Source organism: Demequina sp. NBRC 110051, assembly GCF_002090055.1.
In the GTDB taxonomy this organism is placed as follows: Bacteria; Actinomycetota; Actinomycetes; order Actinomycetales; family Demequinaceae; genus Demequina.
On the sequence record NZ_BBRH01000006.1, the window covers coordinates 140,123 to 160,450 of the forward strand.

General features: G+C 64.2%; 18 protein-coding genes. 10 read left to right on the forward strand and 8 right to left on the reverse strand.

The features are described from left to right. Window position 1 precedes the first annotated feature (1 nt). Entirely contained in the window at window positions 2-1,381 is a 1,380-nt protein-coding gene (locus B7K20_RS00580; RefSeq protein WP_084099569.1) for a polysaccharide biosynthesis tyrosine autokinase, read from the reverse strand. Window positions 1,382-2,002: 621 nt separating this feature from the next. Between B7K20_RS00580 and B7K20_RS00585 the strand changes: the two genes are divergently transcribed. From B7K20_RS00585 to B7K20_RS00625, 9 genes are all read left to right on the forward strand, one after another. Beyond that, window positions 2,003-3,535: a hypothetical protein gene (locus B7K20_RS00585; RefSeq protein WP_084099570.1), complete on the forward strand. Its 1,533-nt coding sequence runs from the start codon at window positions 2,003-2,005 to the stop codon at window positions 3,533-3,535. 11 nt (window positions 3,536-3,546) lie between these two features. Further along, window positions 3,547-4,656, forward strand: a complete 1,110-nt coding sequence (locus B7K20_RS00590) for a glycosyltransferase family 4 protein (protein WP_159449272.1) — start codon at window positions 3,547-3,549, stop codon at window positions 4,654-4,656. A 251-nt stretch (window positions 4,657-4,907) separates the two neighbouring features. Then, complete coding sequence (locus tag B7K20_RS00595; RefSeq protein ID WP_159449273.1) at window positions 4,908-5,753, forward strand: glycosyltransferase family 4 protein; 846 nt, start codon at window positions 4,908-4,910, stop codon at window positions 5,751-5,753. Further along, entirely contained in the window at window positions 5,716-6,669 is a 954-nt protein-coding gene (locus B7K20_RS00600; RefSeq protein ID WP_084099573.1) for a glycosyltransferase family 2 protein, read from the forward strand. The genes B7K20_RS00595 and B7K20_RS00600 overlap by 38 nt, the downstream gene beginning before the upstream one ends. After that, window positions 6,666-7,781, forward strand: a complete 1,116-nt coding sequence (locus tag B7K20_RS00605) for a glycosyltransferase (RefSeq protein WP_159449274.1) — start codon at window positions 6,666-6,668, stop codon at window positions 7,779-7,781. The genes B7K20_RS00600 and B7K20_RS00605 overlap by 4 nt, the downstream gene beginning before the upstream one ends. A 56-nt stretch (window positions 7,782-7,837) precedes the next feature. Continuing rightward, entirely contained in the window at window positions 7,838-9,061 is a 1,224-nt protein-coding gene (locus B7K20_RS00610; protein ID WP_144018450.1) for a lipopolysaccharide biosynthesis protein, read from the forward strand. Then, window positions 9,058-10,197 (forward strand): glycosyltransferase, encoded by a 1,140-nt coding sequence (locus tag B7K20_RS00615; protein ID WP_084099576.1) that lies wholly within the window; start codon window positions 9,058-9,060, stop codon window positions 10,195-10,197. The genes B7K20_RS00610 and B7K20_RS00615 overlap by 4 nt, the downstream gene beginning before the upstream one ends. After that, window positions 10,194-11,282: a glycosyltransferase family 4 protein gene (locus tag B7K20_RS13415; protein WP_084099577.1), complete on the forward strand. Its 1,089-nt coding sequence runs from the start codon at window positions 10,194-10,196 to the stop codon at window positions 11,280-11,282. Before B7K20_RS00615 ends, B7K20_RS13415 begins: the two co-directional genes overlap by 4 nt. 38 nt (window positions 11,283-11,320) lie before the next feature. Next, entirely contained in the window at window positions 11,321-12,172 is an 852-nt protein-coding gene (locus B7K20_RS00625; protein ID WP_159449275.1) for a glycosyltransferase family 2 protein, read from the forward strand. Window positions 12,173-12,192: 20 nt separating this feature from the next. Here the strand turns inward: B7K20_RS00625 and B7K20_RS13420 are convergent, their stop codons facing one another. The 7 genes from B7K20_RS13420 to B7K20_RS00660 all read right to left on the reverse strand — a co-directional run bounded on the left by B7K20_RS13420 (window position 12,193) and on the right by B7K20_RS00660 (window position 18,618). Continuing rightward, the gene (locus tag B7K20_RS13420; protein WP_084099579.1) at window positions 12,193-12,909 is read right to left on the reverse strand and encodes an SGNH/GDSL hydrolase family protein; all 717 of its coding nucleotides are present in this window, start codon (window positions 12,907-12,909) and stop codon (window positions 12,193-12,195) included. Between the two features lie 193 nt (window positions 12,910-13,102). Next, on the reverse strand, window positions 13,103-13,453 hold the full coding sequence (locus B7K20_RS00635; RefSeq protein ID WP_159449276.1) for an integrase core domain-containing protein: 351 nt from the start codon (window positions 13,451-13,453) through the stop codon (window positions 13,103-13,105). Then, window positions 13,437-14,639, reverse strand: coding sequence for an IS30 family transposase (locus B7K20_RS00640; RefSeq protein WP_234985655.1), 1,203 nt, complete (start codon window positions 14,637-14,639; stop codon window positions 13,437-13,439). The genes B7K20_RS00635 and B7K20_RS00640 overlap by 17 nt, the downstream gene beginning before the upstream one ends. Further along, entirely contained in the window at window positions 14,584-15,504 is a 921-nt protein-coding gene (locus tag B7K20_RS12800; protein WP_371327856.1) for an IS3 family transposase, read from the reverse strand. Before B7K20_RS12800 ends, B7K20_RS00640 begins: the two co-directional genes overlap by 56 nt. Beyond that, window positions 15,501-15,812, reverse strand: a complete 312-nt coding sequence (locus tag B7K20_RS00650; RefSeq protein WP_159449277.1) for a transposase — start codon at window positions 15,810-15,812, stop codon at window positions 15,501-15,503. The genes B7K20_RS12800 and B7K20_RS00650 overlap by 4 nt, the downstream gene beginning before the upstream one ends. A 116-nt stretch (window positions 15,813-15,928) precedes the next feature. Further along, window positions 15,929-17,044: an acyltransferase family protein gene (locus tag B7K20_RS00655; RefSeq protein WP_084099584.1), complete on the reverse strand. Its 1,116-nt coding sequence runs from the start codon at window positions 17,042-17,044 to the stop codon at window positions 15,929-15,931. Between the two features lie 374 nt (window positions 17,045-17,418). Next, the gene (locus tag B7K20_RS00660; protein WP_084099585.1) at window positions 17,419-18,618 is read right to left on the reverse strand and encodes a homoserine O-acetyltransferase; all 1,200 of its coding nucleotides are present in this window, start codon (window positions 18,616-18,618) and stop codon (window positions 17,419-17,421) included. A gap of 198 nt (window positions 18,619-18,816) precedes the next feature. Between B7K20_RS00660 and B7K20_RS00665 the strand changes: the two genes are divergently transcribed. Further along, window positions 18,817-20,328, forward strand: a complete 1,512-nt coding sequence (locus B7K20_RS00665; RefSeq protein WP_084099586.1) for an NlpC/P60 family protein — start codon at window positions 18,817-18,819, stop codon at window positions 20,326-20,328.

Here is a 20,328-nt window from a genome sequence, read left to right on the forward strand (position 1 = left end):
CCTACTTCGCGGCCTTCTCCCCGTAGGTGGAGGAGGCGTAGCCGTAGCGGCCGTAGCCGTAGGCGTCGGGCCCCTTGGTCGGCAGCATGGTGAGCACGAACCCGGAGACAGGTGCGGCGACGTTAGCGAGGGCGTCGAGGGCACCCTCGACCTGGTGTGTGCGGGTCTTCCCTGCGGCCACCACGACGACGGAGCCACCGACCAGGCGCGACAGCACGGCGGCGTCGGTCACGGGGAGCAGTGGCGGGGCGTCGTAGAGCACCACATCGAACTCGCTGTTGAGGCGCTCGATGAGTTCCGACATCGCGGTCGAGCCCAAGAGTTCAGACGGATTGGGCGGGATCGCTCCTGCGGGCAGGAGGTGCAGCGACGTGCGTCCCCAGCGTTGAACGGCATCGTGGAACGCCACGCGGCCGATGAGGACGTCTGAGAGGCCCACACCGCCCTCGACACCCATGTATTCGGCCATCTTGGGTTTGCGCATGTCCGATCCGACGAGCAGCACTCGCGCGCCCGCATCGGACAGGGAAATCGCGAGGTTTGCGGCGGTGGTGGACTTGCCCTCGCCTGGAAGGGCCGAGGTCACCACGAATGCGCGCTCGCGTCCGGCGTCCAGGAACTGCAGGTTGGTACGGAGCGTTCGGAAGGACTCGGCACGGGGGCTGCGCGGGTCGGCGTGAATGACTAGTGGGCGCTCGGCGGCCTTGGGGTCAAAGACGATGCCGCCGATGACGGGAGTGTCTGTGAGCAGTTCCAGGTCGCGTTCACCACGGATGTGCGTGTCGAGGGCGTGGCGGAGCAGCGCGATGGCAAGGCCCGCCGCAAGGCCCAGGAGCAGGCCCAGGGCGGTGTTGAGGGGCTTGTTGGGGCTGACGGGAGCCTGCGGGATCTCGGCCTCCTGTACCAGCGTGAGCTGGACGGGGGAGGCACCGTCTGCGGCGTCGGTCGTCTCGATGCCCTCGACCACCTCGATCAGTGCGTTGGCGGTCCCCGTGGCGAGCGACGCTGCGTAGACCGGGTCCGTGTTCGTCGCGGTCACGTCGATGACGGATGTGTTCGTGGGAGCCGATGCCGAGATCATGCCGCGCAGGCCACTAGCCGCGATGTCGAGGCCCAAATTCTCAATGGTGGGCTGTAGGACCGAGGCGGTGCTCACCAGGTCGGCGTAAGTCTGCACGCGCTGCACGGTGAAAGTGTTGCCTTGTTGAAGTTCCGATACGTCGTCCGCGCCGGTGGTCGACACGAATACTTTGGCCGATGTGGTGTAGCTCGGCGTAGCAAGCATGGAATACGCCACACCGGCCCCAGTTCCGAGCACTGCCAGCAGCACAATCGTGAGCCAGTTCTTACGCAGTACCAGAAGATAATCCTGCAGTTCCACGTTTCTCCCCATCAGCAGCGGTCAAACTGCGGACATTCTGCCATGCCGCGCTCCGATCGCCATCATCACGGACCATGGCAGTTGTCTGCGAACCATTGCAGGTGTTCGGGTCGCTGCGGGGGGTCGAGTCGGTCTTGCCGGCTCGAGGGTTCTCCGAGCCCTTGCCGAGCGTCATCTTGCGCGGTGATGTCCCAAAGTGCCATACCGTTGCGAGTCGACATTCTCCCAATCTCCGCATGACACACACGTCTGCCGACGCGCGGTTGATGCGGTTCCACGTCGTCAGCAATGGCAATTGCGGCGGCAGCGCCTTCCTGTTCGAGACCCGCGCGGGAGATTCGCGCAACTGGCCAACGTTTCGCTTTTCGAGTCTTCGTTTGGCTGCCTGTGCACTCCGCGGTTCGTCGTCACATCGGCAATCGAGGGAGCTGGGGTCTGCGCCAGCCAATTTGTCCGCGTTCGGCGTCCCTGTAGCATGTGGCGGGGCGCTGGGAAGTCATGGGGCGGAGCCCCGGTGTTCCCGTACCCTATTGCGGGGAAAAGGAGATTCGTCATGGATGCTCTCGTCGTCGCGAAAGCGGCGTGGGTTGTGGTGGCGGCGAACGTCACTGGATGATGCGCATGCAGATGGTGAACCCGAAATCCGCGCGGCGTGTCCACTTGCGCGGGGTGCGCGCGCGGATGCGCGTCACGCTAATCGCGCTTGGGATCGGCGGAGCCACCGTAATCGCGGCTGTCGCCATCACGACGCCCGAGTACCAGAGCCTTATGGTTGTCGCCGTAATCGCAGCGCTCGGAGCGATACTTGCCGTGCTCCATCCAGGAACCGCACTCCCCGTCGCAGTCGTGTTCGGGCTATCGGCGGGCATCACTCGACGAATCCTTCAGTACTTCCTAGTGGGCGATGAACTCATTAGTTATCTCGTCCTGGTGCCGGCGCTCATGATCGTGATCGCCGGCGTATCTCTCAGAGACGACGGCCCCACCGCGCCTCAAAATGCAACGAGAGTTCATGCGCCCGCGTTCTTCCTAATGTTCGTAGCGGTGTTCGTCCTTGCCGGCGTCAATCCCGCCGGAGCCGGGATCGTGAACAACCTACTCACCAGCGCTCTCTACCTTGCGGGCATGTCAGTGTTCATGCCGTACTTCCGAGGACAGGTCGTGCTGAAGCCCTTGCTCACTGCGGTGTTGGTGACAGCTGCGTTGAACAGTGCTTACTTGATTTGGCATGAGGTCATGGGTGTCCCTGCGTGGGACCTCGCGTGGGCTGAACAGGGTGGATACGCTTCGCTGTACCTCGGACCCGGTCTGATCCGGCCGCTTGGAATAGCCAGTAGCGTGGCGGAGAGCGCCACGCTGGCCGGCATCGGTACCATCATTGCCTTCTGGCGTTTGAAGAATCGGCGCGGTTTGGTGCATCTCGTCCTCGGGCTGCTTTGCGCCTACGGGCTGCTCGTCACCGGGATCAGGACGACGACGATCATGCTGCTAATTGCAGCGATTGCGCTGATGGCGGCAGGTCGGCGTCACCCACTCTTCTTTGCTGCGGCCAGCGGGCTCTTAGTTGCACCAGTCGTCTACCTCGCTGCGGGGCACTTTTCTGCGACCTCGGATGCGGCGGGTGTCGCTCGTATCACCACCACATTGAGCGGGCAGGAATCGGCTGAGACGAGCACGCTCCCCATTCACCTGGAACTAATGTGGAGCAGTCTCGCCTCGGGAGCCAGAAGCGTGGTTGGCACAGGATCTGGCCAGATCGGGCTCTTGGCCTCCGACGGGCTCGGGAGTGCCGACACGGACCTGGGGAACGCTGCTTTAGTCGGTGGGGTACTGGGCGTCGTGGCGCTCCTTGTGGCATGGTGGACCTGCGCGCGCGGATTTAGCGCAGTCTTTGCCGATGGCGGCGACGGGGCGATAGCACTTCTCGTGCTCATCGTCACCTTCACCCAGTGGATCACGCCGAACCAGTACGGCACGGTTCCCATCATTTGGGCATGTTTGGGGGTATTTGCGCGGTCAATTGTTCAAATGCGGTCGGACGCGAGTGCGGCGGTCGAGCAGCGCGGTCGGCTCGTGCGTAGCCATGTAGGCTCCTCGCGACAACAGGCGCGCGTCAGGTCGTTGCGCGCTTATAGGGGCAGGGGGAACATTTGAGTTGGACCGTAGTGGGAAAGGACGACCCGTCCGTCGTCCACGGCGGACTGAACACCTACGTAGCGGGGCTCGTGTCTGGGCTGCGAGAGCGAGGTGCCGCTGTCGCCTGGTTGGTCTCGGGTGAGGTGAGCGCGGCGAGCGTGGTCTCGGCGGCACGCGGCACCACGCTCATGCGCGCTGCCCAGTTCTTCGCCAAAGGCTTCGTGTGCAGCGACAACATTGTCAACACCCACTTCCCGCTCTACGGGGTGCCATTTCTCCTCGGAGTCAGAGCACGCGACGTTGTCAGCGCTCGCTCGTGGCGCGGCGCGAGCCCGCAAAGAATCGTCCACTTCCACGGGCCCTGGGGCGAGGAGAGCGCAGTTGCACAGGGCCGGCGGTCGTTCAGCTCGATGGTTAAGTCCGCGATGGATAGGCTGCACCTGAAAATGGGAGGCCATGTTGTCGTACTCAGCCGCACCTTCCGATCTCGCGCGATCGAACTCGGAGCGCTTCCCGAGCGCGTGAACGTTATCCCACCAGGTGTGGCGCCTGTGTGGTTCGACGGAAATGGCGAACGACCATGTGAGCGTGGCAGCGGAACTGTACGCCTCGTGTGTGTGCGGCGCCTCACCCGGCGAATGGGGCACGTCGGATTGCTTTCCGCACTCGACGACCTTTCGTTCCGGGCGGGAGGGCGCGACATTTCGATCGATATCGTTGGCACCGGTGACCTCGAGCCCGAGCTTCGCCAGTGGGTCGAGGACCATGACGCCTCAGCGAGGGTTGTGATACACGGCGCCCTAAACCAGGTCGATCTCGTCGCATTGGTTGCGGGGGCGCATGCATCAGTGGTGCCGACCACTGAACTTGAAGGCTTCGGACTTGTGGTGATCGAATCAATGGCGACAAGTGTGCCCGTGATTAGCACGGGCCAAGGCGGACTGGGCGAGGCGATGGGCCCGTGGGCGCGAGAGCCCTTCGTGTTCGACATTGCGGATACCAAGAGTCTCGAGCGAGCCATCGTTGCGGCGGTCGACTTGGATTCGAGGCAGCTCGGGGAGATGCGGGACTACGCTCGTTCTCACGCGTGGCCCGCGGTGGCTGAATCGATCAAGGCCCTAACTCGGGTGGTCGCGTGAAGGTTGCTGTTTACACCCATAGCGCAGCACTCTCGGGCGCTGAGCTCGCGGCACCCGCTCTCGCGACGGAATTAGGCGCAGAGCTCTGGCTCCCAAAAGGCGGGCCTACGGTTTCCGTGGATGGCAGGCGTCCCGAGGCTGTAGTTCAGTTTCCCCGGACAGCCGATCGAAAGCCCCGCTCTATTGGAGGGCTGATCCGCGTCGCCCGCGATCTAGTAGCCGTCCAGGTGCGGGTGTGGAAGATGCTTGGCGTGCGGCGCCCTGACGTGGTGGTCGCGAATACCGTACAGTCCCTCCTGCACCTCTCGGTACCGTGCCGGCTGCGTCGCATCTCGCTGGTTTCTGTAGTGCGGGATCTCGGAGAGGGAGGCAACCGCAGCAAGGCCGCCGTCACCATGTACCGACTACTTGTCCGTATGTTTGCGCGAGCCGTGGTCTTCAACAGCGAGATGACTAGGCTCTCGTGGAAGATCTCGGTCCCTTCGCGCGTGATTCGCACGGCTGTACCGGACCCGTACTTTTCGGCGACTTGGGTAGCTCCCCCGGTATCGACGTTCGTGATGGTAGGCCGCATTGCTCCGTGGAAGGGGCAGGATGATGTCGTCGAAGCCATCTCGGCGATGCGAGCGGAGGGCGAAGAGGTAGAGCTCATTCTCGTGGGCGCCGAGACCTTTGGTGAGACCGAGCGCGGGTCCGACACCCGTCCCTACGTACACCAGACCGGTTTCGTGTCTAGCCCCTGGACTTATATGAGCAATGCCACCGCCGTGATCCATGCCAGTCGCACGCCCGAGCCGCTTGGGCAGGTGGTCTGTCAGGCCGCGGCCGTCGGCGCTCCCGTAGTCTGTGCAGACAAGGGCGGACAGATGGAGTGGCTGCACGACGGAGAGACTTGCCTCACCTTTGAAGCAGGTAATGTCGATTCGCTCGTGAGGGCGCTACGAAAAGCGATGCGGCATCCAATGGAAACCGCGGCGATGGCGCATCGCGCGCACGACGCGGCACAGGATTTCAGGACTGAACGGGCGTACATGGGCCTTAGGGAATGGGTCCTAGTGCATGGAGTGGGAAGAGAACAGAACCTTGACGTCGGTTGACCTGGTAATCCCGAGCATCGGGCGCCCGGAACAACTCGCACGTGCGTTGGCTGCCGCCGCGGAGCGTGCGCCTGCTCTCAATAAAACAATTGTGGTGCACCGGGCCGGTGACCATGCGACGAAGTCCGTCGCCATCGCGCACGGTGCGTTCGCTGTTGAGGTGCGGCGTGCGGGTCTCGCGCATGCAATGCGCGCGGGGGCAGAGGCATCGATCGCGGACGTAGTCGCTTTTTCAGACGACGATGCGGAAGTTTCCGCCGAGTGGCTTCCGGCGATCGAGCGCGCCTTTGACGCATCTATCGACATCGTGGCGGTGGGCGGTCGCGATGCTCAGCCTGGTGGTGGGGACTTGTCACGCACGGAGCAGCGTGACGTAGGCACGATCGACCGCTGGGGGCGGGTGCGTGGAGGCCACCACCGCGCAGAAGGAATGGCACGCGACGTGGCTCACCTCAAGGGCGTCAACATGAGCTTTCGGCGCGAGGCGTACCTCTCGGTGCCGGCGGCTGACCTCATTCTTGGTGAGGGCGCGCAAAATCGGAACGAGCTCGTCGTCTGCTTGCCGCTCGCAGCCGCGGGATACCGACTGCGGTTCGTGCCGGCGGCGTGGGTAGCTCATTACCCTGCAATGCGTGCCTCGGGCGACGAGCGTCTCGCCTCGCCGAACAAGAGCTACGAGACGGCGTTCAACGAGTCTCTCGCATTCTGGTTGGCGCGCCATCCACTGCGGAGACGGAATCTGGCGATGCTGATCCTAGTCGGATATCAACACGCACCGGGCCTTTTGCGCCTCGCCCGAGGCCGCGGATGGCGGTCCGTGGCCGCAACCGTGCGAGGAGTGATCCGAGGCGCATGCACTGGTGCTGGAGCGAACGTCCATGTCGCGGTGCGCAAGTCCTCGGGGAACACCGTATGAGTCAGAGTGGATTGGAGCCCGCAGGCGTCGTATTCGTCGTCGCCGCGGGTGAGGGCAGTGGCGACCATCGGCGCTGCGTGGCGATCGCGAGCTCGCTTCCGGGCCGTCATGAGTTCGTCTTTCGCGATCGGCGCGCGAACACCATCTCGGAAGTCTCGCGTATCGCCAAACTGTTGGCTCAGGCCGAAGGCCTGATCTTTGTCGAAGGAACGGGTATCGCAACCGGGCTAGCAGCAATGCTCGCCGCGCGCCGGCGTTCCTCAGGTGCTCGCTATGTGGTGAGTTCGGGCGATGCGGTATCGACTTTTCTTCGGAATCGTTATGGGCGTGTGGTGGGCGGTCTCGGAAAGCTCTATGAGCGGGCTCTCTACAAGCGCTCATGGGCGTTTGTGGGATGGACTCCCTATTTGGTGGGGCGTGCAATCGAGATGGGGGCGCCACGAGGATTGACTGTGGAGGGGTTCGCCCCGGCGGGCTTCGACGCCAATGGCCCGGATATGCGCAAGACACTTGGCATCGCACCCACGGATCTCGTTCTGGGTGTATCCGGCAGTCTGAATTGGTCGAAGCGTCAGCAATACTGCTACGGCCTTGAACTCGTCAAGGCTTCGGCGCACACCAAGCGCGCCGACGTGCGCTTCCTTGTTGTCGGAGACGGCAGTGGCCTTGACCGCTTACGCGAACTGGCTGGAACGGACCCCAGGTTTGTCTTTACCGGGCGCGTTCCTTTCGAGGACATGCCCGCGTACCTCCGGACAATGGATCTCGCGGTGATCAGCCAGACGCCTGACGTCCTGGGGCTCTGTCGGCTCACCACCAAGATGCCGGAGTATCTTGCTTGCGGGATCCCTGTTGCCATGACGGCGTCACCAGGATTCCACGACTACGTTGGTCGCGCCGGAATGGCGCTTCCGCTACTCCATCCAGCCTCAGACGCATTCGCGAAAGAGCTCGCGAGCGTGTTCGAAAAACTCGATCCCGCGGACCTCGCCCATCGGGCGAGAATCGCGAGCGAGACTGCGGCAGCTCGCTTCGACCGCAGCGAACTGTCCGCAAGGTTCGCCAGCCTAGTCGAAACAACTCCGGCTTCCGATACGGCGGCTTCACGGTGATGCGTCGCGTTGTTGTTGCAGTGCGCACCCGGTCGGACGGGGCCGTCTCCACTGCTTTGTTCACCTATGCGGGTTACGGCCTGAGTATCATTTCCGCGCCGATGATCGCGCAGGCGTTGGGCGCCGAGGGGCGAGGCGCACTCGCTGCAGCAGTATTGCCCGTTCAGGTTTTGAGCTGGATAGCTTTCCTCGGTGTCCCTCGTGGTCTCGCTGTCGCCGCGCGCGATACCGCAGGCCTGGCGGTGCGGAGCGTTCTGGTGCTGTCGATGCTTGGCATGATTGCGGCGGCCGGGGTTTGGTGGGCAGCGCCAGTGCTGGTCAGTGATATGAATGGCCAGGTAATCGGATTTATCCGCGTGCTTGGCCTGACTCTGGTTCTCACCGGCGTGAGCCATCTCGGCTCTGACCTCTTGCTCGCAGCAGGGCGTATGTTTCCATGGAACGCGATCCGTGCGTTCGCGATCATCGTGCCCTCGGTTCTTCAGATTGTTCTTTTCCTTCTAGGGCGGTTGACGCTCGGCACTGCGTTCGCAGTGCAACTTACATGTTCTGTTTTTGCGGTGCTGCTCGGTTCGGCTTTTGCGTTCGGCCATGTCAAGCGTCAGGGTGCCCGTATCCCCTGGCGGTTCAGTATCGCGTTCTGGGGGGCGTCGACAGTCGATTCCGTGGCTGTGCGCGTCGATCAGCTGTTGCTTGCCGCGCTTCTCCCTCTCGAGGAGTTGGGCGTGTACGCGGTCGCAGTTACTTGTGCGTCGGCGGCCGGGGCTGCGACCCAGGCGCTGGCTGACACGAGTTTTGCCAAGTTCGTCGAGCGCAGCGGAGGTGATTCACGTGACGCTCTGCGGGCACGTGCCCGCGCGGGCTTGGTGACGTCGGCTGTTACCTCGCTCGGCATGGTGGCCCTGGTGGCTCTGTTTGGAGACACCCTCTTCGGAGAGGGATACGAGGGTTTGTTGCCGCTCGTCGCCGTGCTACTGGTCTACCAAACACTCGGCGACCAGTGGCGTTTCCGGACCTACCACGACAGTGCGCAAGGTCAGAGCCGGGACCTTCTGTTGTCTTCCGTGGTCGGCCTGGGTGTGCTTGTCGCTCTGGTGTCAGTGATCGCGGTCTTGGGGCACCTCTCGGGAGTCGCTGTCGCCATCTCTATGGTCGTCATGGCCACCGTGCGGCTCCTTGCCCGCCGTGTGCTTGCGCGACGGTCCACGCAGCACACCGCTTCAACGACAGTTGAACGGCACATGAGAGAAGCGAATGACCAGACGGAGTTATCGTCGTGACAGGGCTTATCGTCCACGAGTGGTTCGAGCATCACGGAGGTGCTGAGAAGGTACTGAAGGCAATGGCGGACACGTTCCCTCAGGCGGCCGTCCGAGTGCTTTGGAGTGATGTAGAAGCTCCTCTCGGTCCGCGTCTGGTCTCCGAGTCATGGATCGCGCGCACTGCGCTCCGCCGGTCGAAGGTGGCAGCGTTGCCCTTCATGCCTATTACTTGGCGGGCGAGAGATTATTCGCAGGGCCATGATTGGATGCTGGTGAGCTCGCACCTCTTCGCTCACCATGCCCGGAGCCGAGGCATTCCCAAATACGTGTACGCGCACACTCCCGCTCGGTACATCTGGGAGCCGTCAGGGGACGGCCGGGGGAACAGCGCAGCCGCGCGTGCCGCGTCCGCCTTGCTGCGGCCGCTTGACAGACAGCGCGCACGCGAAGCGATTGCAATTGCCGCGAACAGCGAATACGTCCGACAACGCATCCGTCGAACGTGGGGTAGGGATGCGACGGTCATCTACCCGCCCGTTGCAGTGGAACGGCTGCAAGTTGGCACGCCCTGGCGGGACAAGGTCGCGCCGCTTGAGCGCGCGAGACTCTCTACGCTCGCGCCCGAGTTCATATTTGGGGCATCACGATTCGTGCCGTACAAGCGCCTTGACGCGGTCATTGCAGCAGGCGAAGAGCTCGGAATGCCGGTTGTGCTTGCTGGCCGGGGCCCCGACGAGGCGCGACTACGTTCGATTGCGGTATCCGCGCGTGTACCGGTGGAGTTTGTAGTGGCGCCATCGGACGAAATGCTCTTTGCGCTGTTCGAGGCTGCTGCGGTTTTCGTATTCCCTCCGACAGAGGACTTCGGGATCGTGCCTGTTGAGGCGATGGCACTCGGCACTCCTGTGATCGCCTCGAAGTTCGGTGGGGCTGGCGAGAGTGTGCTCCGGTGCGACGGCGGTGCGCTCGTTGATCCCGACGTCGAAGGCGAGTGGACTCGCGCGTGGCGGGAAGTCCAGGAGGTGGATCGGATCGCTATGCAGGATGCCGCACGTTACTTCGATGACGCACGGTTCAGTGCGGAACTCGCTGAGTGGATCGGCGCACCGACGTTTGAGGACGGGGTGCCGACCGAATCTAAGGACCAAGGATGAACAACGCGAAGTTGATTCCCGGACATGACTCAAACGACCGTCTACGCGTAGTGCTCCTAAGCGTTGGCTGGCCAGGCCGGGGTGAAGTTGGCGGTGCGGCACGATACGGGTTCCGACTCGCCGAGTCACTCGCCACACGTGTTGATTTGACAGTGGTCACCACGGACGGCGGAACTCCTGTTCCGGGGGCATCGATGGTTTACCTCAAGGAATGGTCTACAAGAGTGGGCCATTACTACGGGTTCCCGTGGCATGCGCGGCGCGCGATACGGCGACTTGAGCCCGATGTTGTCCATGCTTTCGGCGATGACTGGGCTTTACCACGTCACATACCCGTCGTACGCACGTTCCATGGGTCTTCGTTCGAGGAAGCCCGTGCCTCCACGGGCATGCGCAGGCTTAACCACTATCTGCTGGGCGCGCTCGAACGGTGGTCGCGGCACCGTGCTGCGATTGCGATTGCGATCGCGCCGCCCACGATGGCTGAGTTCCACGCTGATCACCTCATGCCGCCTGTGAGCCACATCGCTCTTCGACCTGCTATACCTAAGACCGCGCAACCTTCGGTTGTGTTCCTTGGGGGCTGGCGTGGGCGCAAGCGCGGAGAGCGCGCATACCGCGCTGTGCAGCAGGCATCATCGCAGCTTGGCAGGGACATCACCATGACGGTCATCGGAAACCAGGCCGATGCTGCCAACTGGCCGGCCGATGTGCGATTCCGGTCTGGGCTGACGGACGCCGAGGTCCTCGATGTCATCGCGGAGAGCTGGCTGCTTCTTGCACCGTCTTCCTACGAGGGCTTCGGAATTCCGGTGTTCGAGAGTCTCGCGCTTGGTGTGCCTGCGGTTGCGACCTCGAACCCGGGATCCGACTACCTCCGCCGCGAGGTTGCGGGCGATGATGCCGCGTTGCGCATCGTTGACGACGAAGACTTGCCAGCTGCCGTTTGCGCAGCTATCGAATACAATGCGCGGGTCCCAGCCGACGTCCAAGCCCGGGTCAGCGCCCGCGTCGCTGAGGTTACGAAGCGATCGTCGGCGGACTACCTCGTTTCTGAAGTCTATCGATCGCTCTTTGCGGGATGAGAAACAGCCCCTACTACTCGCACGGAGGTGACCAGTTGTTGTCCCAGCGCGACCTGGATGATGGCCTGACTGTTTGCATCTGCACGCGCAACCGGCCCGACGAACTGGCGAAGGCACTGGAGTCGCTGCACTCTGGCACACGCACGCCCGATCAGGTGATTGTGAGCGACGACGGGGTCGGTGCAGGCGACCTTTCGCGGCTTTTCCCAGGCGTCGAGTTCTATGAGGGTCCAAAGCGCGGCCTGGGCCCCAATCGAAACGCATGCCTATCGCGCGCGAGGTTCTCAAGGGTCGCGTTCATCGATGACGACGTCGTAGTCGCAAAGGACTTCGTCGAACGCGCGTATCGCTGTCCCGACGACCGCGTGACGACAGGATGGGAACTGAACTTCTCGTCTGACCCGCCACGGCGTGTTGAGTCAAGCAACGCGACCTTCCTCGGGCACCAGGCTCGTGCTGTGACCATCCAACCGCGTGTCTCGATTGTTATCAACGCGACAGTGTTCCCCGCTTCACTCTTTTCAACCGCGCGTTTCAACGAGCACGTCCGATACGGGTACGAAGAGCTGGATATGGCCCGCCAGGCGGTGGTCGGGGGATTCCAAATCGCGTTCGACCCGGAACTCTGGGTGGAGCACTACCCGTCGTTGAACAGTCGCGACGACTATTTGGCGCAGTTAGAGACCTCACGAATCTACCTAACCCATCGCGCGTATGCCGTCTATGAGCACAGGCCCGTCAAGGGCATGTTCTATGTTGCATCCGCGTCGGTACACGCTGTCGCCGTTGGCCTAAAGCGGCAAAACCTTGCTGCGACGTGGCGAGCGGTTGCCGACGCGATCCGTCTCATCCGACGTGACCGGCACGACACTGCGGCACCTCCCCGCTAGGTGTTGGCGGTGCGTACGTGCTAAGCCCGCATTTGCGGCAGCGTTTCGAGAATCAGCGCCGCGATCTTTGCGTGCCCAAGCGCTGACGGGTGGAACTGATCTGCCAGGTAGTCCGCGCCAGGGGCTAGGTGCTGAGCGATCTCAACGTATGTCGCGCCCATCTCGTGCGCGACTAGCCGAGAAGTGTCCGCGTAGGCCTGCAACTGTGGGTTTGACCCCGGGAAGTATCGCTCAGAGATCCGCGGCGGGCCAATGACTAGGACCTTGGTCGTAGGCGTAACTAAGCCCTCAACGAGATTGCGAAGATGATACTCGTAGGCGGGCCTTGTCATGAGTTGTTCCCCACCGTCTCGGCGGATCAGAAAGTTCTTTGCCCGCCATCGAACTGCAGACTCAAGCCGCTGGCCAGCGGACTTCCACCAACGTCGTGAATAATACGGCCGAGGATCCATCCACCCCAGTCTGCGCCACCTCGCAGGCATGCCACGTAGGTGGGCCGCACTTGGACGCACCATCGCTTCGGTAATGCCGTGCGCGACGAGCGCGAGGACCACGTTCAGGTTCCCGAGGCTCTCTTGCGCGAGCATGGAGGACTGCGAGACTGGCTGCGCGCTTCCCGAAAAATCGAGCAGCTTCGCGTCGAGTGAAGCGGCGACCACCTCGCCGTACCTGCGTGGTCCAACTCCGAGTCCGTTGGCCACCGAGTCCCCAAAGAGGGCAATGTACGTATGTCGCATCAAGCCATTCTTCCATCAGTATCGGCCAGCACCTTGGCGCTGGAATGTGTGGTGCGTACCGTCCGTGGTGCTTGTGTTGCTATTCACCGATGAGGCTGTCCGGGTCGTTTGGGGGTGAGTGGTCGGGGGTAGGGGCCGAGGTCCCCCAGGATGGAAGTTCTCACACTGAACCGTCCCCGGTTATCTGCCGCTTCTATGCGGGTTCCAGCACCGGGTGGGCTGGCGTGTTGAGGTTAGCGTAGAAAGCGGCCTCGTACTCCTCGGGCGGGACGTAGTTCAGGCTCGAGTGCAGGCGTCGCTGGTTGTACCCGTCGACCCAGGCGAGCGTGACCCAGTCGACGTCGTCGAGGGTGCGTAGCGGTCCGTCGCGGAACGGTGAGCTGTCGCGGATCGCTTCGTTCTTGTACAGCCCGATTGTGCTCTCTGCCAGGGCATTGTCATATGCATCACCGACGGACCCAATCGACGCCGCGATGCCCTCGAGCGCGAGGGTCTCGGCGAACGAGATCGACGTGAACTGACCGGGTTCAACCGGTCGACGCAACACCGGCTTGTGGGAGCAACAGTAGTTGCTCGTTGAAGGCTTCGGCGGGGGTCTTCCAGCCGAGGGTCTTGCGGGGTCTGGTGTTGAGGGCGTGGGCGACGGCGGCGAGTTCCTCGGCTGACCAGCGGGATAGGTCGGTGCCCTTGGGGAAGTACTGGCGCAGCAGGCCGTTGGTGTTCTCATTTGTGCCGCGCTGCCACGGTGACTGCGGGTCGGCGAAGTACACCGGGATGCCTGTGGCGACCCTGAACTGCGCGTGGGCGGACATCTCCTTGCCGCGATCCCAGGTCAGCGACCGCGCCAGCTCGGTGGGCAGCGTCGACATGGTGTTCGTCAGCGCCTTCGCCATCGTGACCGCGCCGTAGCCGGCCAGTGCGGGCCCGTTCTTCGGCGTCTCCTTGTGCCGGTAGCCCTCCTCACGGGGAAGGTGCACGAGCATCGTGTAGCGAGTCGTACGGTCCACGACGGTGCGGATCGCGGACCGCTCGAGTCCGATCAGCAAGTCGCCTTCCCAGTGGCCGGGCACGGCCCGGTCGTCGGCCTCGGCGGGGCGTTCGCTGATCAGCGTCTCGGGGGTGACGTGGGCCCACGTCTTGCGGCGCGACCGCTCGCGTGGCACCCGCAGCGCACGCCCCGTGCGGAGGCACCACACCAGTTCGCGCTTGAGCGCACCACGCCCTTCGATGAAGAGAGACTGGTAGATCGCCTCGTGGCTGATACGCATGGACTCATCATCGGGGAAGTCGATCGGCAGCCGGTTCGAGATCTGCTCGGGGCTCCATGCCTGCGTCCACGCCCGATCCTTGCGGTGCGGCTTGCCCCGCCCGGTGAAGCGCGGTGGTGTCGGGCCGGGCACGATCGTGCCGTCCGCCAAGCAGATCCGCCCCGTCAGGCGCTCCTCAACGTAGGCCCGCAAGCGCGGGTTGGCGACGAGCTTGGCGACCTTGGGACGCTTGGCGGCCATGTCGGCCTTCCACTGCGCCACCGACGCCCGATAGCCACTCGAGTTGGAGCGGGTGGCAGCGTTGCGGCGCAGCTCCCGCGACACGGTCCCTGGGTCGCGTCCGATGGTGCGGGCGATCTCGCGCACACCCCGGCCCTGGACGTGCAGCAACGCGATCTCCTCGCGCTCAGTGAACGACAGATACCTGCCCGAATGCTGCTGTTTGATGTCGAATGGCGGCATGCCGCCAGCCTTGTGGAACCACCGCGCACCGACCGCCTGCGCCACGCCGACGACCGCCGCGGCTTCCTCCGCAAGCAGACCCTTTGCGATCTGCTCCCAGAACGCGACCTCGACGTGACGTTGGAACTTTGGATGCCCCGGCGACCGGAGCTTCGGCCTGATCGCCCGATCCGCATCCTGCTGACGACGTGCCATCACACACCTCCCACTCGAGGTGTTGCGACGACCAGTTGAATCCGCCCTGACTGCCGGCATCCGAGTGGTGAATGAGGCCCTTCCCGGCGGGGGTGCCGGCGCGGTCTCGGCGCCACAGCGCCATCCGTAGTGCCGTGATGACCAGCGGGGTGGTCTTCGACATGGAGACATGCCAGCCGACGATCGTGCGCGAGTAGCAGTCGATGACGAACGACACGTACGCGAAGCCCGCCCAGGTGCGTACGTACGTGAAATCCGCGACCCAGCGCAGGTTCGGGGCAGGTGCAGTGAAGTCCCGATCCAGCAGGTCCGGGGCCCGCTCGGCCGACGGGTCCGGGACGGTGGTGCGGACCTTCTTGCCCCGCACCAAGCCGTTCATGCCTTGCTGGCGCATCAGACGGTCCACGCGCCGCTTGGACACGTCCAACCCGCTCCGGCGCAGGTGGACCACCATCTTGCGGCGCCCGTAGAGACCCTCAGGTGCGTCGACGGTCTTCATCAGCTCGTTGACGACGATCGCGTCCTCGAGGTAGCGATCCGAGATGGCGCGTTGCTTCATGTCGCGGTAGGTCCGTGCGGCGATCTGTACGCCCTGCTTACGCAGGACGGCACAGACCGACTCGACCGCACGGCCCGTGGCGCGCTGAGCGTCGATGAAGTCGACGATCAGCGGCGTCGGGGGTCGAGTTCCCCAGCGAAGAAAACCGCTGCGTCCCGCAAGATCGCGTTGGCTTCCTTCAGCTCACGGTTCTCCTTACGAAGCCGTCGCATCTCGTCGCTATCAGCGGTCGTCATGCCGTCACGGGCGCCGGCGTCGACTTGGGCCTGGCGCACCCACCGGCGCAACGACTCCGCACCGACGCCGACACGGTCAGCCACGATTTGGCACGCCGCGGTCAAGCTCGAGTACTCCTCCAGATGGTCAAGAACCATCCGTACCGCACGGGCACGGACGTCCTCGGGGATCTTCTTGGGCATGGGCTCTATCTTCCTTCCAGACTCGAAAGGAAGCGGCATCAAACCGGGGACGGTTCAGCCTCCTCGAGACCGGTGGCTTCAGGCCACAACTACAGCCTCATCTGTGAAGAGCCGGCTTAGCGACCTCGGAACTCGAACCACTGCGGTCGGTCATAGAGATACTTCAACGCACCGGCGCCAGCCCATCTGTGAAGGACGAGAGCCACAGCGGTCACGATGATCGCGGCGACGATGGGGGCCAGCGTACCTACCACATTCGAGTGCCACGAGAAGCCAAATGCGGTGAGCAGCAGAGCCAGGACGATGAGAAGCGGAACGTGCGCTACGTAAACCTGCAAAGTGTTTCCTCCCAGGTTGTTCAAGGGCCTCCACTTTGCCAGGAGAAGGCCTATCCCAATGCCCGCGCACATGCCGAAAAAATCGAGGACGAAAGGAAAAGCCGGCAGTACTCTCCATCCGGCTTGAGTGGCGAGCACAGTCACGGCCAGCCACGCAACGAGGACGATCAAGGCGCCCATCTGCCCTACTTTCGCAACGCTCGTGGCTATGAGATTCCGACATAGAAGGCCGAAAGCGAAGAAGAAATAGAGGTGGACCACACTGAGGATGCCAATCCCCAGGATCGACGCCATGTCAGGCGAGATCCTCTGCACAGCGAAGTATTCCCAGGCGACGGAGACCAGGCCGGCGACTACGAGATGCCACCACGTTGGGACGCGACTGAGCAGTTTCGCCGCCACGAAGTAGATGGCAAGAGCCCACAGGAACCACGTCTCGCCGTTGGGTCGAAGGGGGGAGACAGCCATTCGTAGGGCTTGCGCAGCGAGCGACGTGTGGTCCTGGCCGTCCATAAATATGCCCGCAGCGTATTTCGCAACGAAGAACAGTGGCTGCCAGATCAGGTAGACCCAGATCAGCAGAGAGAGCTTCCCTGAGAACAATCGACGCCAGCTTGAGTCAACCCACTTGCTCGCAAAAAACCCCGCCATGCACATAAACAGCGGCATGCGCAGGTCGCCGAAAATTCCGTTGAAGAGCGCGAGTCCTTGTGAGACTGGCCCTAAGTCGCGGAGCCACGAGGTCGCATGAACAAGCACCACGAGGAAGATTGACACGCCCTTCGCAGAGTCAACCCACGTCAATCGGACGTTGCGCTTGACTAACGGCTCCACCGAGGTTGTTTGTTCTCCGGTCAAAAGAGGGCCTTCCGCATAGGTGCCACCTTGGAACATTTAGACTTCGGGGGTCAGCGTAGTACGCGGCACCCGCGGCAACACTGCGCGAGCATGAGCCGTGGTGCTAACACCCGCCACGGTCGCGTTCAGGGTACAGCGCGGTTCAGTCGACAATGTTTGGACGCGTGCCGCGACACGGATCTTGTGGCCGTCGCAACCGCCCGACCGAGTGCCGCGAGCGCGACCCTGGCGCCGCGAAGGGCAAGGTCAGGCACGCCCGCGTATTCACAGCCGCAACCGCCTGCCCGCCCGGGCCTGGATCGACGTAGGTTTGGATCCCCGCGACATGGGGCACCTCGGGAGTTTGGAGCATACCCACACTGTGTTGTATCGACCTTTGCGTGGGTGCCCGCCTCGGCGAGCTGTCACGCCTACTGCAACTCTCGCTCGAAATCAGCAATGAATGCGTTCAGCTGGCCGGACTCCACCAGGAACCCGTCGTGCCCCACGGGGGAGTGGACCACCTTCACTCCGGCTGAACCCGCGAACCCCCGATCCAGCTGAATCGAGTTCTTGAGCGGATAGAGTCGGTCCGAGTCCACCGCCACCACGAGTGCCGGCCCGGTATAGCGCGCCAGCGCCGTCTCGACGCCGCCGCGTCCGCGGCCCACATCATGGGACTGGATCGCCTGAGACAGCCGCACATACGTATTGGCGTCAAAGCGTCGCGCGAGTTTGCGAGCGTGATGCTGCAGGTAGGACTGGATAGCGAATAGCCCGCCCTTGCCCAACGGGTCCGAGTCGCCCTGGTAGCGGCGTCCAAACCGGTCGGCGAGCTCGCCCTCGCTGCGGTAGTTGGTGTGCGCGATCATGCGGGCGATTCCAATACCGACATGCGGGCCGTCGCCGTCGGCCGCGCCGTAGTAATTGCCATCTCGGAACTTGGGGTCGGCCTTGATGGCGGCCAGCTGTGCCGTGGACCACGCAATCTGGTCGGCGGTCACGGCCGCGGTCGAACCCACGGGGGCGATGGCACCCACACGCTCGGGGACAGTCACGGCCCACTCGATCGCGCGCATGCCGCCCATCGACGGCCCCGCGACGAGGCGCCAGCGGTCAATCCCAAGATGATCGGCCAGGCGGATCTCGGCGGCGACCATGTCGCGCATCGTCACATATGGGAAGCGGCCTCCCCACGGCTGGCCGTCCTCGGGGTGCGGCGAGGCCGGGCCGGTGGTGCCCTGGCAGCCACCGATGACGTTGGCCGAGACGATGAAGTGGCGCTCGGGGTCGATCGGCTTGCCCGGTCCTACGAAGGCATGCCACCAGCCGCCGGTGTGGTGGCCGGGCTCGGCGGGGCCGAATACGTGGGAGTCGCCCGTGAGGGCGTGCGCGATGTAGACGGCGTTGTCCTTGGCGGCGTTGAGCTCGCCCCAGGTCTCGTAGGCCATGGTGACGTTCGGTAGTACGCCCATGGGGTCGGCCTCGAGGGGCAGGTCGCCCAGCGTGAAGAACTGGCGGTGGCCGGGGTGGTCGCCCTCGCGCCACGCGGCCGAGGCGGGGATGGGCGCGCCCTCGCCGGGGCCCTGGTCCGCAGCGTACGCGTCCGACTCGATGCCGTCGTCATCCATGCTCGCCACGATAGGGCACCGCGCGCCCTGCGCGACGCGCCCGGAGTCCTACGGGCACGTGCCGTCGACCTCGTCACAAGGGGTTGTGACCCCGTGGGGCGCATGTTTATAGTGTGAGTCATTGCTTCGCATGTGACACATGTGACAACTGTGACGTTTCGCGCGGGGAAGCCCCACGCACCGAGGGAAGCGAGAACGATGGCCCGCTCTGCCGCCGTGCGCCGCCGTATCGAACGTATTGCCGTGCCGTTCGCTGTGGTGGGTATTACTGTGACGGCGCTGGCCGCGGGCCCCTCGGGGATTGCCGTCGCCGACGACTACCCGGGCGAGGACCAGATCGCGGCTGCTCGTGAGGCCGCCAACGGCGCCGCCGCATCGGTCAACTCCCTCGACGCCGCCATTGCGTCGCTCGAGTCGGCGCTCCAGGACGCTGAGGTTGCCGCGATGATCGCGGCCGAGGACTACCACGTGGCCCTCGACGACTCGGATGCCGCCCAGGCGGAGCTCGAGGACGCGAACCAGCGCGCCGACGACGCCGAGGCCGCGCTCGCGCTGGCCCGTCGCGGCCTGGCTGGCGCCGCCATGCAGTCGTACAAGAACGCGGGCTCGATGGGCTCGCTCGAGGCCATCACGCAGGCCGACGGGTTCGACCAGGTGATCCAGCGCTCCGAGGCGATCGACCGGGCGTCGGCCGAGGCCGACGTGACCGTGCAGGAGGTCTCGGCCGCCGAGCTGGTCGCGACCACCACGCGCGCGTACGCCGAGGAGGCCGCGGTCAAGGCCGAAGAGGCCCAGGCCGCCGCTGAGGAGGCGCTGGCGACCGCGGAGGCGAGTCGTGCATCGGCCACCCAGGCGGTGGCCGACGCGGAGGTGGCGCGCAGCGCCGCCGTGACCAAGCTCGCCGAGCTGCGGGGTGTGACCGAGGAGCTCGAGCTGGAGCGCCAGCAGGGCCTGGCCGCCGAGCGCGCCGCCCGCGAGCAGGCCGCGTTCCAGGCCGAGCAGGAGCGCATCGCCGCGGAGCAGGAGGCCCAGCAGGTCTCCAACCCCGTGGGCGGAGGAGCGTCCAGCTCGGGCGGGTCGACGTCGACGCCCACGTCCTCGCCCAAGCCGACGACCACCTCGACACCCAAGCCTTCGGCGACCTCGACTCCCAAGCCGACGTCCACGCCCAAACCCGCCGAGACATCGGCCCCCGAGCCCACGCAGACCTCGGAGCCGGATCCGACGCAGACATCGGCCCCCGAGCCCACCCAGACGTCTGAGCCGGAGCCGACGCAGACATCGGCCCCCGAGCCCACCAAGGAGCCCGAGAAGCCCACCACCTCGTGGAGTTCGACCGCGGCGGAGGGCAAGGCCGCGGCCGCGTGGGCGGTGTCTAAGACGGGCGCCCCGTACCAGTACGCGGGCAACGGGCCGGCGTACGACTGCTCGGGTCTGACCTCGGGCGCGTGGAGCTCCGCGGGGCACTACATCACCCGCTCGTCGCGCTCGCAGTACTCGTACCTCAACCACCTGTCGTACTCCGAGTTGCGCCCTGGCGACCTGGTGTTCTACAGCTCCAACGGGTCCGTCTCGTCGATCTATCACGTGGCGATGTACATCGGTAATGGTCAGGTCATGGAGGCGACGACGCCGGGCAACAACGCCAAGGTGCGGTCTCTGTACGGGTGGGGCACCGCGCACCTGATGCCTTACATCGGGCGGCCGTAG